This is a genomic window from Acidobacteriota bacterium (assembly GCA_039028635.1).
Classification (GTDB): domain Bacteria; phylum Acidobacteriota; class Thermoanaerobaculia; order Multivoradales; family JBCCEF01; genus JBCCEF01.
In genome coordinates, this window is record JBCCHV010000033.1 from 40261 (window position 1) to 53975 (window position 13715).

General features: G+C 65.7%; 13 protein-coding genes. 5 read left to right on the forward strand and 8 right to left on the reverse strand.

Going from position 1 to position 13715, the window contains the following annotated elements; genetic code table 11:
• Positions 1-107: 107 nt before the first annotated feature.
• Together AAF604_14455 and AAF604_14460 are read right to left on the reverse strand one after the other, a co-directional pair.
• Positions 108-1313, reverse strand: coding sequence for a type II secretion system F family protein (locus tag AAF604_14455; GenBank protein MEM7050866.1), 1206 nt, complete (start codon positions 1311-1313; stop codon positions 108-110).
• A 3-nt stretch (positions 1314-1316) separates the two neighbouring features.
• Positions 1317-2438: a type IV pilus twitching motility protein PilT gene (locus AAF604_14460; GenBank protein MEM7050867.1), complete on the reverse strand. Its 1122-nt coding sequence runs from the start codon at positions 2436-2438 to the stop codon at positions 1317-1319.
• 223 nt (positions 2439-2661) lie between these two features.
• Here AAF604_14460 and AAF604_14465 point away from each other — a divergent pair, with 223 nt between their 5' ends.
• Entirely contained in the window at positions 2662-4548 is a 1887-nt protein-coding gene (locus AAF604_14465; protein ID MEM7050868.1) for an ABC transporter ATP-binding protein, read from the forward strand.
• 33 nt (positions 4549-4581) lie between these two features.
• Here AAF604_14465 and AAF604_14470 read toward each other — a convergent pair whose 3' ends face one another.
• The 4 genes from AAF604_14470 to AAF604_14485 all read right to left on the reverse strand — a co-directional run bounded on the left by AAF604_14470 (position 4582) and on the right by AAF604_14485 (position 6653).
• Complete coding sequence (locus AAF604_14470) at positions 4582-5166, reverse strand: hypothetical protein (protein ID MEM7050869.1); 585 nt, start codon at positions 5164-5166, stop codon at positions 4582-4584.
• 67 nt (positions 5167-5233) lie between these two features.
• Positions 5234-5566 carry a YbjQ family protein gene (locus tag AAF604_14475; GenBank protein ID MEM7050870.1) on the reverse strand — a complete coding sequence of 111 codons (333 nt, stop codon included), beginning with the start codon at positions 5564-5566 and terminating at the stop codon, positions 5234-5236.
• The gene (locus AAF604_14480; protein MEM7050871.1) at positions 5563-6018 is read right to left on the reverse strand and encodes a zf-HC2 domain-containing protein; all 456 of its coding nucleotides are present in this window, start codon (positions 6016-6018) and stop codon (positions 5563-5565) included. Before AAF604_14480 ends, AAF604_14475 begins: the two co-directional genes overlap by 4 nt.
• Positions 6018-6653, reverse strand: a complete 636-nt coding sequence (locus AAF604_14485) for a sigma-70 family RNA polymerase sigma factor (GenBank protein MEM7050872.1) — start codon at positions 6651-6653, stop codon at positions 6018-6020. Before AAF604_14485 ends, AAF604_14480 begins: the two co-directional genes overlap by 1 nt.
• 204 nt (positions 6654-6857) lie before the next feature.
• On the opposite strand from AAF604_14485, the gene AAF604_14490 reads away from it, so the two are divergent.
• Both AAF604_14490 and AAF604_14495 read left to right on the forward strand, forming a co-directional pair.
• Entirely contained in the window at positions 6858-7793 is a 936-nt protein-coding gene (locus AAF604_14490; GenBank protein ID MEM7050873.1) for a glycosyltransferase family 2 protein, read from the forward strand.
• Positions 7793-8878, forward strand: coding sequence for a PEGA domain-containing protein (locus tag AAF604_14495; protein MEM7050874.1), 1086 nt, complete (start codon positions 7793-7795; stop codon positions 8876-8878). The genes AAF604_14490 and AAF604_14495 overlap by 1 nt, the downstream gene beginning before the upstream one ends.
• 234 nt (positions 8879-9112) lie before the next feature.
• Here the strand turns inward: AAF604_14495 and AAF604_14500 are convergent, their stop codons facing one another.
• Complete coding sequence (locus AAF604_14500) at positions 9113-9580, reverse strand: methylated-DNA--[protein]-cysteine S-methyltransferase (GenBank protein ID MEM7050875.1); 468 nt, start codon at positions 9578-9580, stop codon at positions 9113-9115.
• A 168-nt stretch (positions 9581-9748) separates the two neighbouring features.
• Complete coding sequence (locus AAF604_14505) at positions 9749-10498, reverse strand: DUF3891 family protein (protein ID MEM7050876.1); 750 nt, start codon at positions 10496-10498, stop codon at positions 9749-9751.
• Positions 10499-10601: 103 nt separating this feature from the next.
• Here AAF604_14505 and AAF604_14510 point away from each other — a divergent pair, with 103 nt between their 5' ends.
• Both AAF604_14510 and AAF604_14515 read left to right on the forward strand, forming a co-directional pair.
• The gene (locus tag AAF604_14510; GenBank protein MEM7050877.1) at positions 10602-12890 is read left to right on the forward strand and encodes an NADP-dependent malic enzyme; all 2289 of its coding nucleotides are present in this window, start codon (positions 10602-10604) and stop codon (positions 12888-12890) included.
• A gap of 112 nt (positions 12891-13002) precedes the next feature.
• Positions 13003-13617 (forward strand): CsgG/HfaB family protein, encoded by a 615-nt coding sequence (locus tag AAF604_14515; protein ID MEM7050878.1) that lies wholly within the window; start codon positions 13003-13005, stop codon positions 13615-13617.
• Positions 13618-13715 lie beyond the last annotated feature (98 nt).

The following is a 13715-nucleotide window of genomic DNA, read 5'->3' on the forward strand; positions in this document are numbered from 1 at the left end:
GGAACCGGCTGCTGCCGGGAGCTCGGGTCGGGTGTTGGGTGCAAGCGGAACGAAACGCTGCCACCGCCGGAGCGGCGGTGGCCAGTCGATCTCGAGCTCAAGTGTTGCTAGCCGATCTGCGACAGCACCGAGTAGAGGGGCAGATACATGGCGGTCACGATGGTACCGATGATCGCGCCCAGGATGGTGATCAGCAGCGGCTCGATGAGCTTCATCAGGCCGTTGACGGCGGTATCGACCTCTTCTTCGTAGAACTCGGCGATCTTGGAGAGCATCTGATCGAGGGCACCGGTCTGTTCACCGACGTTGATCATCTGCACCACCATCGGCGGGAAGACCTTGGTCTCCGCCAGCGGCTCGCTCAAGGTCTTACCTTCCTCGACGCTCTTGCGCACCGCCATGATGGCGTCTTCGATGATGGCGTTGCCGGAGGTCTTGGCGGTGATTTCGAGGCCATCGAGGATCGGCACGCCGGAGGAGGTCAGAGTCGCCAGGGTCTGACAGAAGCGGGCGACGGCGATCTTGCGCAGCAGCATGCCGATGATCGGCGTCTTGAGGAGAAGCCCGTCGAGCACCCGGCGACCACGATAGGTCTTGTGGTAGCGATTGATCGCCACGCCGAGCAGGATGAAGGCCGGAATGATGAAGATCGAGTATCGCCCGACGGCGTTGCTCGCCCCGATCACCACCTTGGTGATGAAGGGCATTTCGCCGCCGACGCCGGCGAAGAGCTGCTGGAAGACCGGAATGACCTTCCACAGGATGATGTAGACCACGAAGGCGGCGATCAGGATTACCGCGACCGGGTAGATGAGGGCCGACTTGACCTGGTTGCGCAGCTTGACGATCTTTTCGATGTAGGTCGCCAGCCGCTGCAGGATGACGTCGAGAATACCGCCCGCCTCACCGGCGGCGATCATGTTGACGAAAAGGTCGTCGAAGGCCTTGGGATGCTTGCCCATGGCGTCCGCCAGGGAGGCACCGGACTCGACGTCGGTGCGCACCTTGTCGATGATCTCGGCGAAGGTCTTGTTCTCTTCCTGCTCGCCGAGGATCTCGAGGCACTGCACCAGCGGCAGGCCGGCGTCGAGCATCACCGAGAACTGCCGGGTGAACACCGCCAGGCGCTTGGTGCCGACCTTCTGGGGCAGCCGCGGCAGGAGCGGGATCTCGCGCCCCTTCTGGCGAATGTTGGTGACCTGGATCTGCTGGCGCTTGAGGGTGGCGACGGCGGCATCGCGGCTGTCCGCCAGCAAAACCCCCTCTTGAACTCCACCGGTGCGGTTGCGGCCTCTCCAAGCGAACTGGGGCATGGTCTAGCTCCTCGCGGCCTGCTGCCTGGGCTGAAGGGATGGATTCAACGCCGAGGGCCCACGGTTGATGATGTCCTGCAGCTCATCCGGATAGGAGGAGCGCGCCATCGCCGTGGGCAGGTTGATCATGCGGCGGAAGTAGAGGGCCGCCAGCGACTGGTTGAAGGTCTGCATGCCGTGGCGGGCCTGGCCGGCCTGCATCATGCCGTAGATCTGGTGGATCTTGTCTTCCCGGATGAGGTTGCGGATCGCCGAGTTGGGCACCAGCACCTCCATCGCCAGGGCGCGACCCTTGCCTCCGGCTCGCGGCAGTAGGGATTGACACATGATGCCTTCGAGGACGAAGGAGAGCTGCACCCGAATCTGGCCCTGCTGGTGGGCCGGGAAGATGTCGATGATGCGGTTGATGGTCTGCGCCGCCGAGTTGGTGTGCAGGGTGGCGAAGGTGAGATGGCCGGTTTCGGCGATACGCAGCGCCGCTTCCACCGTCTCGAAGTCGCGCATCTCGCCGATCAGGACGACGTCCGGGTCTTGCCGCAGGGCCGAGCGCAGGGCATTCGAGAAGCTGTGCGTGTCGGCGTGCAGCTCGCGCTGGTTGACGATGCACTTCTTGTGAGTGTGCAGGTACTCGACCGGATCTTCGATGGTGACGATGTGCTCGCTGCGCTCGCGATTCACCTTGTCGAGCATCGCCGCCAGGGTGGTCGATTTGCCGGAGCCGGTGGGCCCCGTCACCAGCACCAGCCCACGCGGCTTTTCACACAGCTTCTCGGCGACCTGCGGCAATCCGAGCTCGCGGAAGGTGCGAATCTCGTAGGGGATGCGGCGGAAAGCCGCCGCGATGGCGCCGCGCTGATGGAAGACGTTGGCGCGGAAGCGGGCCAACCCCTTGATGCCGAAAGAGAAGTCGATCTCGAGGTCTTCCTCCAGACGGTGCTTTTGGTTGTCCGTCAGGATGGAGTAGGCCATCTTTTTGGTTTCGGTGGGGGAGAGGGGCGGTGCGTTGAGCGACTTGAGCACGCCGTCGACGCGAATTTGCGGCCCGATGTTGGTCGTCACGTGGAGGTCCGAGCCTCCTTGGTCGACCATCGCTTTGAGAAGCTGGTTCAGGGTCGGTGCAGCCATGTCGAATCACTCCCTCCAGGAAACGAGAGTTTGAGTGTACACCATGCAGGAGATAGATGAAAAGCGATGGGTCGCACCGGGGTGGTGGGCGCCGGGCCACCAATGACGGGCGATTTCGCCTCCCGGCAGGGGCTCGCGGGGGACCCCTGCGGGAGGGTCGGCGGTGCCCGCAAGGGGCCCTTCGAGGCTTCCCGAGGCGGGTGACTGGGGTATGGTTGCGGCCGTGAGCGAAGCCCACGAAGAAGAGGTCCTCGGCAAGGCCTACGACGCTCGCCTGATGGCGCGCTTGATGGCCTACGTGCGGCCCTATTGGGGGCGTGCCCTGGGAGCCGTCGGGCTGATCATCCTGTCGTCCTTCCTGCAGCTCATCGGACCGTTGGCGACGGCCACCGCCATCGACCTCTATATCCGTCCCGCCGAGGGTGCTTCCGCCGACGAGGTGTCGACGGCGGCGCGTTGGGTCGAGGAGCGTCTCACCGCCTGGGGACTGGAGCTCTCGCCGGCCGAGGGCATCGCCGCCATGGCGGCGATCTATCTGTCGGCTCTGCTGCTGGCCTTCGTCGTTCTCTACGCCCAAGGCCGAGTCATGTTGATGATGGGCCAGCTCATCATGCGCGATCTGCGCAACCAGGTGTTTCGACGCCTGCAAGAGCTGCCGGTCTCCTACTTCGACCGCAATCCCATCGGTCGCCTGGTGACCCGGGTGACCACCGACATCGATGCCCTCAATGAGCTCTTCACCTCCGGTCTGGTGTCGATCTTCGGCGACCTCTTTCTCCTCGCCGGCATCGTCGGGGTGCTGTTCTGGCTCAACTGGCAGCTCGCCCTGGTGACCTTCTGCATCTTGCCGCTGCTGCTCTTGCTGACCTTCTGGTTTCGCGTCCGGGCGCGGCAGAGCTATCGCGAGGTGCGGGTCAAGATCGCGCGCATCAACGCCTTCCTCCAGGAGCACGTCACCGGCATGTCGGTGCTGCAGCTCTTCAACGGCGAGCGCCGCGCCTTCGACGACTTTTCGGAGATCAACGAGGATCACCGGGTGGCCAACGTGCGGGCGATCTTTTTCTATGCCGTCTACTACCCGACGGTGGAGCTGATCACCGCCATCGGCATCGGCCTGATCATCGGCTACGGCGGCAACCGGGTGGTTGCCGGGGTCGTCTCCCTGGGTGCTCTGGTGGCCTTCGTGCAGTACGCCCAGCGCTTTTATCAGCCACTGTCGGACCTGTCCGAGAAGTACAACATCCTGCAGGCGGCGATGGCGAGCTCGGAGCGCGTCTTCGCCTTGGTCGACCGTCCGGTCGAGATCGCCTCGCCGGTCGATCCCTGGCGGCCGCTGGAGGAGGCCGGCGAGCGCCCTCCGGGGGCGGCCGTCGCCTTCGAGCAGGTCGATTTCTCTTATCTCCCGGACGAGCCCGTTCTCAAGAACGTCTCTTTCACCATCAACCCCGGCGAAACGGTGGCGGTGGTCGGCCACACCGGGGCCGGCAAGTCGACCCTCACCAATCTGCTGCTGCGCTTCTACGACGTCGATGCCGGACAGGTCACCGTCGACGGCGTCGACGTGCGCTCGTGGGACCTCGCCGCCCTGCGCTCGGCGACGGCGATGGTGCTCCAAGACGTCTTTCTGTTCTCCGGCACCCTGGGCCACAACATCCGCCTGGGCTCCGACCGGATCGACGACGAGGCGCTGCGCCAGGCGGCGCGCGAAGTCCACGCCCTGCCCTTCATCGAGCGCAGCGAGAAAGGCTTCGAGACCGAGGTCAAAGAGCGCGGTGCCGGCTTGTCGGTGGGGCAGAAACAGCTCGTCGCCTTCGCCCGCGCCCTGGCCTTCGATCCCCGCATGCTGATCCTCGACGAGGCCACCTCGTCGATCGACACGGAGACCGAGCAGCTCATCCAGCGCGCCCTCGAGCGTCTGCTCGAGGGACGCACCAGCCTGGTCATCGCCCATCGCCTGTCGACCATCCAGAAGGCCGACCGCATCCTGGTGCTGCACAAGGGCTGCCTACGCGAGCAGGGCACCCACCAGGAGCTCCTCGCCCAGCGCGGGATCTACTACCGCCTCTATCAGCTGCAGTACAAAGACCAGGAGGTCGCCCGGGCGGGTTAGGGACCTTCGTCGAGAGCCGGCGAGAAGGCCGGACTAGGGGGTCGAGGGGTTTGGTTCGTTAGCGGCGGACTCGACTCGCCGCGGAAATCCCTGATCCCAGCGGTGCCACCAAGCGGTGCCTTGGGAGTCGCGGGCGACGAAGTGGGGCGACAGCCCGAGCTCGAAGTGACCGCGATAGCAGTGGCCGCGGCTGTTGTAGATGACGAAGCCGTTGATGTATGGCACCACGCCTTCGGCCCAGGTGGGGTAGGTGTCGGGCCGCCGGTAGGGCTGGGCCGCGTCGATGATGATCGAGTCGAGCCACTGGCGCACTCTGGCGGTGGCCGCCTCGGGGGTGGCGGCGTCCGCCGTAAAGCCCGGAGAAATTTCCGTGATCGTGACCTTCTCGATCGGCCCGAGCAACTCGGCGACGGTCATGGTGCCCTGAGGATCGATGCGGGCTTCGAGGTTCGCCTTGGCCTGCTCATGGGAGGGCGGCTGGCAGGAGTCGAAGCCCCAGCCGAAGGGTCGGGACCAGCTCTCCAGGACCTCGATCGGAGGAGATTCGGGCTCGCTGGCCAGAGCTCCCGGGCAGAGCGCCAGGAGGCTGATCAGCAGGATCGGGGAGAAGCGCTTCATGCGTTCAAGATACGGTCCCGGCCCAGAAAAAGGTTGATTTCGCTGACGCCCTTCGGCGCGCCGGTCGTCAACCGGCCGGCTCGAGCTCGGAGAGCACCACGGCGGTGCCGCAGCACAGCAGCTCGGCCGCTCCCGACATCACCATCGAGGTCGAGAAGCGCACGCACACGATGCCGTTGGCGCCGAGGGTCAGTGCTTCGGCCACCATGCGGTCGAGGGCTTGCTCGCGGGTTTCGGCGAACAGCTTGGTGTACTCGCTGACCTCACCGCCCACCAGGCCGCGCAGCACGGCCATGATGTCGGTTCCGATGTGGCGCGCCCGGATGGCGTTGCCTCGCACCAGCCCGAGGGTGCGCTCGATTCTTCGCGGCGGTGCCGCGTCGGCGGTGATGACGATCATTTCTGGACCCTCCGATAGCGGTCGCCCGGAAGGGTGCGGAGACGATCGAGCAAGACCGAGAGAAAAAGAAACAGGCCTCCGGCGAGGGCGCCGAAGACCAGGAGTTTTTGCCACAAAGTCTCGTGTCCTGTGGCGAGCTGCCAACCCAAGAAGGCGGTCACGGCAACGGCCCAAGCGATCAGCATGGTCCAGCCGCCGGTGCGGAGCCAGCGGCTTCCGGAGCTCTTCGGGAGCTCGTTCCACTGGCCGTCATCGGGAACCAGGAAAGCGGTGTTGGCGGCGGTGGCGCGCAGGGCATTCATGCCCTCGACCAGGCCACGACAGTGGGCGCAGTCTTCGAGATGAAGGCGCACTTGCTGTCGATCAGCCTGGGTCAATACGCCGTCGAGGTAGCCCGAGAGCATTTCCTCGGCGAAGGGCCGGCCGCACCCCTGGGGCTCATCAGTCGGCATCACATTCCTCCGGACATCGAAATCTCCCCGGCTTCGTCCAGGTCGCTCAAGGTGCTGCGCAGAGCTTTCCGGGCTCGGTGCAGCCGCGACATCACCGTGCCTTGGGGAATCGAGAGAACCCGCGCAATCTCCTGATAGGAGAGATCTTGGTAGTCCCGCAGGATCAAGATCTCGCGCTGACCGTCGGTCAATTGGTTGACGGCCTGCCACAAACGGGCCTGCAATTGGCGCTGCTCGGCGGTGCCTTCGGGGCCCGGCGAAAGGTCGACGATTTCGGGCCGATCCTCTCCGGTGAGCCCGTCGAGGGGCTCGTGAAGGCGCACCCGCCGCCAGCGCTTGAGGTCGCGGACGCGATTGCGGACGATGGCGAACAACCAGGGCTTGACCGCCCGGCCGGGTTCGAAACGGTGCAAATTGGAGAAGAAGCGCAGGGCCGAGTCCTGAGCCACGTCGAGCGCATCCTCCGGGTCACGCAGGAGCTGCAAGGCGAGAAGATATGCCGCACGCCGGCACCACGTAGCGAGCTCCTCCCGGGCGATCTGATCGCCCCGGCGGGCCCGCTCCACCCTCTCGCTCAATGGGTCGCCAGCAGCGATGGGGAGCCGAGCTGCCGCGCTCGGTTGCCGTAAAGTCATTTCCGTGTTCACGCCCCTGGGTACGAACTGCGACCGTATCTATTCCCCGACCCCCAGAAAATCCCACCCGAATTCCCGTCATGTCCCGTGCCGAAGGGGTGCCCAGAGGCTACCGCATCGTTTTCCGCCGCCGGATTCGGCCCCTCCGTCGAGGTGGGGAGGATGCCGTAGGGGGGCGGTCCCATTCCGGGATAGGCTCCGGCCATGAGCGTCGAGCTGTCGGTGGTGATTCCCACCTACAACCGCATGGACACCCTGCCGGAGGTGCTGGCGGCGGTCGAGGGTCAGAGGGCCGACTTCGAGTTCGAAGTCGTGGTGGTCGATGATGGCTCGACCGATGGCACCGCCGAATGGCTCGCAGAGCGCGCCTTTCGGCGTTCGGCGCAGGTGCTGCGGCAGGACAATGCCGGACCGGCGAGGGCGCGCAACCGCGGCGTCGAGGCGGCGCGCGGTCGCTGGGTGGCCTTTTTGGGGGACGACACCGTCCCTGAGGCAGGATGGTTGCAGAACCATCGCCGGGCCCATCGCGAGCGCGGTGACGCTCGCGAGCTGGCGGTCATCGGCTATACCGGCTGGCACCGGCGCATGCGCCTCAACCCGTTCCTGCGCTACATCAACGACTACGGTCTGCAGTTCGGATACCGGTTGATCGACGATCCGGAGAAGGTGCCGTTCAACTTCTTCTACACCTCCAATCTGTCGCTGCAGCGCGAGCTGCTAGTGGCGGAACCCTTCGACCTGCGGTTCCCCTATGCTGCCTGGGAGGACATCGAAACCAGCTACCGGCTGCACCAGCGTCAGGGCCTGCGCCTGATCTACGAGCCGCGGGCCGAAGTCGCCCACGACCATCCCACCAGCCTGGCTCGCTTCGCCGAGCGGCAGGAGAAGTCCGGCTACTCGGCGGTGGTCTTCTACCGTTTGCACCCGGAGCTCGGCGCCTTCCTCGGGGTCGGCCCGGAAGGACCACCGCCGCTACCGCCGGCGGCGCCGCAGCGATTCTGGGAACGCCTGGCCCGCGCCTTGCAGGGATTACCTCTGAAACTACCCGGCCTCTGGGAGAGGACATTGAGGTTCCACTACATCCGGGGCCTTCACCGCGCCTGGCAGGATCAGCAGGCCGTGATAAAGGAGGGTGCCTAATGGTTAGGCAAATTTTTCGACGTGGGGGGATCGCCGCCCTTGGGGCGGGCGCTCTCTATCTCGCTTTGATGGCGCTGATGGCGGCGCCGGCGGAGGCCCAGGCGGCTCGCACCCGTCCCGGCGGTTCGTCGGGCGGCTCCGTGAGCGGCGGTTCGTCCGGTGGCTCGAGCTCTTCCGGTGGCTCGTCATCGGTGCGCAGCACGCGACCCTCAGGGGTGAGCAGCGGCTCTCCGACCGTGATCGAGCGCCGTCGCCCCTACACGCGCAGCCGCGACCGCTTCCGCTACTACGGCAACCACGGCTACAACGATTACTACTTCTACGGTGGCCGCTACTACCCGAGCTACTACTGGAGTCCCTTCGGCCTCGGTTGGTGGTTCGGCTACTCGAGCTACTACCCCTACAGCTACGCCCGTCGGCCCGGGGTGGCGGTCTACGGCGGCCGCTTGACGGAGGAGATGGGTGCTTTGGACACCGACGTCTGGCCCGGCCGGGCGGAGGTCTTCGTCAACGGTCAGCGGGTGGGCACGGTCGACAATTACGACGGTTTCCCGCGCTATCTGTGGCTCGAAAAGGGGGTCTACGACGTCGTCTTCTACCTCGACGGCTTCAAGACCATCGCCCGGCAGTACACCATCGATCCGGGAGTGGTGGTCGATGTCGAAGACCGCATGCAGCGCGGTGAGTCGGTGCGGCCGGAGGATCTGGCCTCGAAGTCGACGGCGGTGCGCGATGCCCGCCTGGCGGCTCGCCGCGAGCAGCAGCCGGCACCCACCGAGTGGCGTCAGCGGGTGCGCGCTCAGCGCGCCGAGCGGCGCCAAGCGGTGGAAGAGTCGGACTCGGTCGAAGACTTGCGTGGTGAGCCGGCCCGGCTGGTGCTCTCGATCGAGCCCGCCGACGCCGCGGTCTATCTCGACGGGGAGTTCCTCGGCATCGGCAACGAAGTGGCCCGCGAGCTGATCGTCGATCCCGGCCGCCATCGCCTCTCGATCGTGCGACCGGGCCACGAGTCCCGCAACGTCGAGGTCGAAGTCGCCGCCGGCGATGAGACCGAGGTCGACGTCACCCTGACCAAGCTCGAGTAGGGCTGCGGCAGGACGCCGAGTGAATCGAAGGCTCCGATCCCTCGCGGGTCGGAGCCTTTGCCATCAAGGTGCTCAGGACCTTGGGCAAGAAGATTCGCGGCTCTTGTTGGGACTCCGAGCCCGATCAGGGCGAGGCGGCGGCAAAAGCCGCCGAGGATAGGGGTGAGCCCGCGCGACATGCGCGTGCGGGCGAGGGGGGCGCCTTTAGCCCCCCCTGGAACAGACAGCAGGCTGCTAGCGTCCCTGTTCGCGGCGCTTGAGGGCTTCCTTCTCCATATCGATCAGCCAGCGCTTGCGCTCCTGGCCGCCGATATAGCTGCCAATGCCGGATTTGTTGGTCACCACCCGGTGGCACGGGATGACGATCGGCATCGGGTTTTCCACCAGCGTCGCCAGCACCAGGCGGTAGGCGTCCGGTTTGCCGGCGCCTTTGGCGATCATGCGGTAGGTGCGGGTCTTGCCGAAGGGAATTTTGCTGGTCTCGCGCAGGACACGGCGCGCGAAGCCGGTGATCGCCGAGGGCCCGAAGTCCCAGGCCAGGCGAAGATTGAGGCGGGCGCCTGCAAAGTACTCCGAGAGACTGCCGAAGAGCTCTTCGAAGTACTCCGAGTCGGGAAGATCCATGAACGAATCGAACCCTGCCGACTCCTCTTCCGAGGGGTCGATCAAGACCCGGGTCACCACTCCCTTACGCAACTCCATTCCGATCTGACCGATCGGCGACGGCATTAGAAAGCGGACCAACTCGGGCGCGCCCTCGGGAGCTACCGAGGAGCTAGTCTGCATGGGCCGAGCGTAACACGTTGGCGGCGCCCTCGGGGGTTGTTCGATGCGCTTTCGAAGGTGATGGAGCACTCGCCTCCGGCCCGGTCAGGGCTCGGTGGCGGCGCCTTCGAGGACTTCGGCTCCGGCCCAGGGCGCAACCCGTACCTTGAGCTCTTGCCAGCGGGCCGCCGCCAGCTCGCCTCCGAGATCGGCGTCGCCCTCGTAGCGGCGCTGCGGAATTCGCCGCACCGGGATGTCGAAGGTGGTGGCGCCGGCGAGGGGAAAGGGGTGGAGATAGACGGCGTTGATCTCGGGATCGAACCGTCCGCGCAGGCCGTGGCGCTCGAAAGGATCGGTCCAGCGGTTGCAGACCGTCAGCGAAACCAGATCCGTGAGGTCCACCAGCCGGTAGTCCTGCTCCGCCTCGTCGCCATCGAGAGCCACCGTTTCTTGCAGTCGCTGGCGGCGTTCGGAGAGCTCCGTCAGCAGCTCTTGCCAGCTTTCGTCGTCGCAGCGATGGTCGATCAGGTTCTGGGCGTGGAGGGTGATCAGCAGCGCCGGGTAGGGGCGCTTGTCCTCGAAGCGCGCGGTGCCGCGGCGCCAGATCTCGCGGCGCTCGCCCTCCGGCAGGGTGAGGAAGTCATGGGGTTTACCAGTCTCCCGGTCACAGCTCGGCGCTGCGTCCGCCTCGCGCCAGCCGTTGTCGTGCTCGCGGACGGCGAAGATCAGGTCGGCGCGTCGGGGATGGTCGGGCACGTCGTGGCCCTTCCACAAGGAGAGCAGCTCTCCGGCGAAGCGAGCGTGGTCGGTCTGGGTGAAGACCAGGAGCTCGCGGTATTCCTCGGCGACGATCATGGCGCAAGACTACCAGGGGCATGGCGGCCGCGGGGCGAAAACTCGGGTCTGCCGGGGGTGCGGGGTAACATTCCCCGAACCCTCTCTCCAAAACCGAGGAGCCATGAAGACGCCTCTACCGGAAGACGCCCTCGAGTACCACGCGCGCGAACCCAAGGGAAAGCTGAAGGTCGTTCCGACCAAGCCCACCAGCACCCAGCGGGATCTTTCTCTCGCCTACTCCCCGGGGGTGGCGGAACCCTGCTTGAAAATCCAGCAGGATCCGCTGCTGGCGTACGAGTACACCGCCCGCGGCAATCTGGTGGCGGTGATCAGCAACGGCTCGGCGGTGCTCGGCCTCGGCAATATCGGAGCCCTCGCCGGCAAGCCGGTGATGGAAGGCAAAGCGGTTCTGTTCAAGCGTTTTGCCGAGATCGACGTGTTCGATCTCGAGGTCGATACGGCCGATCCCGAGGAGCTGATCCGAACCGTCGAGCTGCTCGAGCCCACCTTCGGCGGCGTCAATCTGGAAGACATCAAGGCGCCGGAGTGCTTCGAGGTCGAGCGCCGGCTGCGGGAGTCGCTGCGCATACCCGTGTTCCACGACGACCAGCACGGCACGGCGATCATTTCAGCGGCCGCCCTGCTCAATGCCCTCGAGCTGGTGGGCAAGGACATTTCCGAGGTCAAGCTGGTGTTCTCCGGTGCCGGCGCAGCGGCCTTCGGCTGTCTCTGGCTCTATCTCGAGATCGGGGTGCGGCGCGAGAACATCGTGCTGTGCGATAGCAAAGGGGTGGTCTATCGCGGCCGCGAGCAGGGCATGACGGCGCAGAAGGCCGAGTTCGCCGCCGCTACGGAGGCTCGGACGCTGGCCGAAGCGATGGCCGGAGCCGATGTCTTCGTCGGCCTCTCGGTGGCCGGAATCGTGTCGGCGGAGATGGTGCGATCGATGGCCGATCGCCCGATCGTGTTCGCCCTCGCCAATCCCGATCCGGAGATTTCCTGGGACGAAGCCAAGGCCGCCCGCGACGACGTCATCATGGCCACCGGTCGCAGCGATTTCCCGAACCAGGTCAACAACGTCCTCGGCTTCCCCTTCATCTTCCGCGGCGCCCTCGATGTGCGCGCCACGGACATCAACGTCGCCATGAAGCTGGCCGCCGTTCAGGCCCTGGCGGAGCTCGCCAAGGAAGACGTTCCCGACTCGGTGCTGCGCGCCTACGGCTTGCAGGAGCTGCGTTTCGGTGGCGACTACTTGATCCCCAAGCCGTTCGATCCGCGAATCTTGCTGCGCGTCCCGCCGGCGATCGCCCAGGCGGCGATGGAGAGCGGCGTCGCGCAGCGTCCGATCGACGATTTCGAGGGCTACCGACGGCGCCTGGAGACTCTGATGTCGCGTCGCCGGGAGGTGATGTTCGGGGTGATCGATCGCGCCAAGCGCGATCCCAAGCGCATCGTCTTTCCGGAAGGCGAGCACGAGAAGATCCTGCGGGCTTCGAAGGAGCTGGTCGAGGAGGGCATCGCCCACCCGGTGCTGTTGGCTCGGCGAGAAAAAGTCGCCGCCCATCTCGAGCGACTGGGTTTGGGGCCGGAGCAGGTAACGATTGTTCATCCCGATTCGTCTCCTCTTCTCGAGACCTATGCGGATTCCCTGCACCGGCTGCGGCGGCGGGATGGCGTGACGCCGCGGGACGCGTTGCAGCTGGTGCGCTCGCGCAACTACTTTGGGACCCTGATGGTGGAACACGGCGATGCGGACGGTTTGATCTCGGGTTTGACCCACCACTACCCGGAGACCATCCGGCCGGCGCTGCAGGTGTTCGATACCCGGCCCGGGGTGAGGCGCGTCTCCGGCACCTACATCCTGGCCCTCGAGGAGCGCCTGTTCTTTTTCGCCGACACCACCGTCAACATCGATCCCACCGCCGAGGAGCTCGCCGAGATCGCCCTGCTGACGGCCGACTGTGCCCGTCGCTTCGGAGTGGTGCCGCGGGTGGCGATGATCTCGTTCTCCGACTTCGGCTCCAACGACCATCCCGCGGCTCGCAAGGTGCGGCGGGCCGTCGAGCTGGTCCAGGAGCAGGCGCCGGAGCTCGAGATCGATGGCGAGATGCAGGCCGACACCGCCGTGCTGGAGTCGATCCTGCGCGAGGCCTATCCCTGGAGTCGGCTGCGGGAGCCGGCCAACATCCTGATCTTTCCGGAGCTGCAGTCGGCGAACATCGCCTATAAGCTGGTCTGGCGCCTGGCCCGGGCCGAGGCCATCGGTCCGATCTTGCTCGGCCTCGCCAAGCCGGCCCACGTCCTGCAGCGCGGTGTGGAAGTCACCGACATCGTCAACATGGCGGCCCTCTGCGTGGTGGACGCGCAGGAGGCCGAAGACCGCCGTCGCCAAACCGGAGCGGGAATTTGATCGCTTGCCGCTCTTGTTCTTGGAGACGTACAATCAGAAGTGTTCGTACGTACGATCCGAGGCCGCAAGGCCCTTGGAAAATATTCGCTGATGCGTGAAGGAGGATCTCCCCATGAAGAAACTCACCATCCTGTCCCTCTGCCTGGCTCTCTTCGCCCTCGCCCTGGCGCCGGCGGCGTTCGCCGACAAGCCGCGGATCGCCGTGCTCGAGTTCCAGAACAAGGCCGATAACCAGTACTGGTACCACGGCGGTGCCGAAGCCGCTCAGGACGTTTTCGTCACCGAGCTGGTCAAGAGCCGCAAGTTCCGCGTCATCGAGCGCGAGCAGATCAACGCCATCATGAAAGAGAAGGGCTTGGCTCTCTCCGGTGACGTCAGCGCCGCCACCGCGATGAAGATCGGCAAGCTCCTCGGCGTCGAGTACATGCTCGCCGGTGCCGTCACCGAGTACGGCATCACCGATACCGGGGCCCACGGCCGGCGCGTTGGCCGCGTGCCCGGCTTCCGTGCCGGCAAGCGCAACTTCGTGGCCGCCATGAACGCCCGCATCTTCAGCGTCAACACCGGCGAGATCCTGTGGGCCGACGAGGCCCGGGCCGAGGAGTCGAGCGTCAAGGTCTCCGTCGGCGGCTTCGGCGGCGGTGCCGACGACAAGCGCATGTTCGACAAGGTGATGAAGCCGGTCATCCAGGAGCTCACCGCCAGCATCAAGGCTTCCGACCTCTAGGCGTCGGTTCTCTCGGAAGTTCCAAAAGGCCCGGGAGAGATCCCGGGCCTTTTTCGTGTTGGAGCGTCGCCGGGGCCGGAACTTCCCGCGGTGATTCG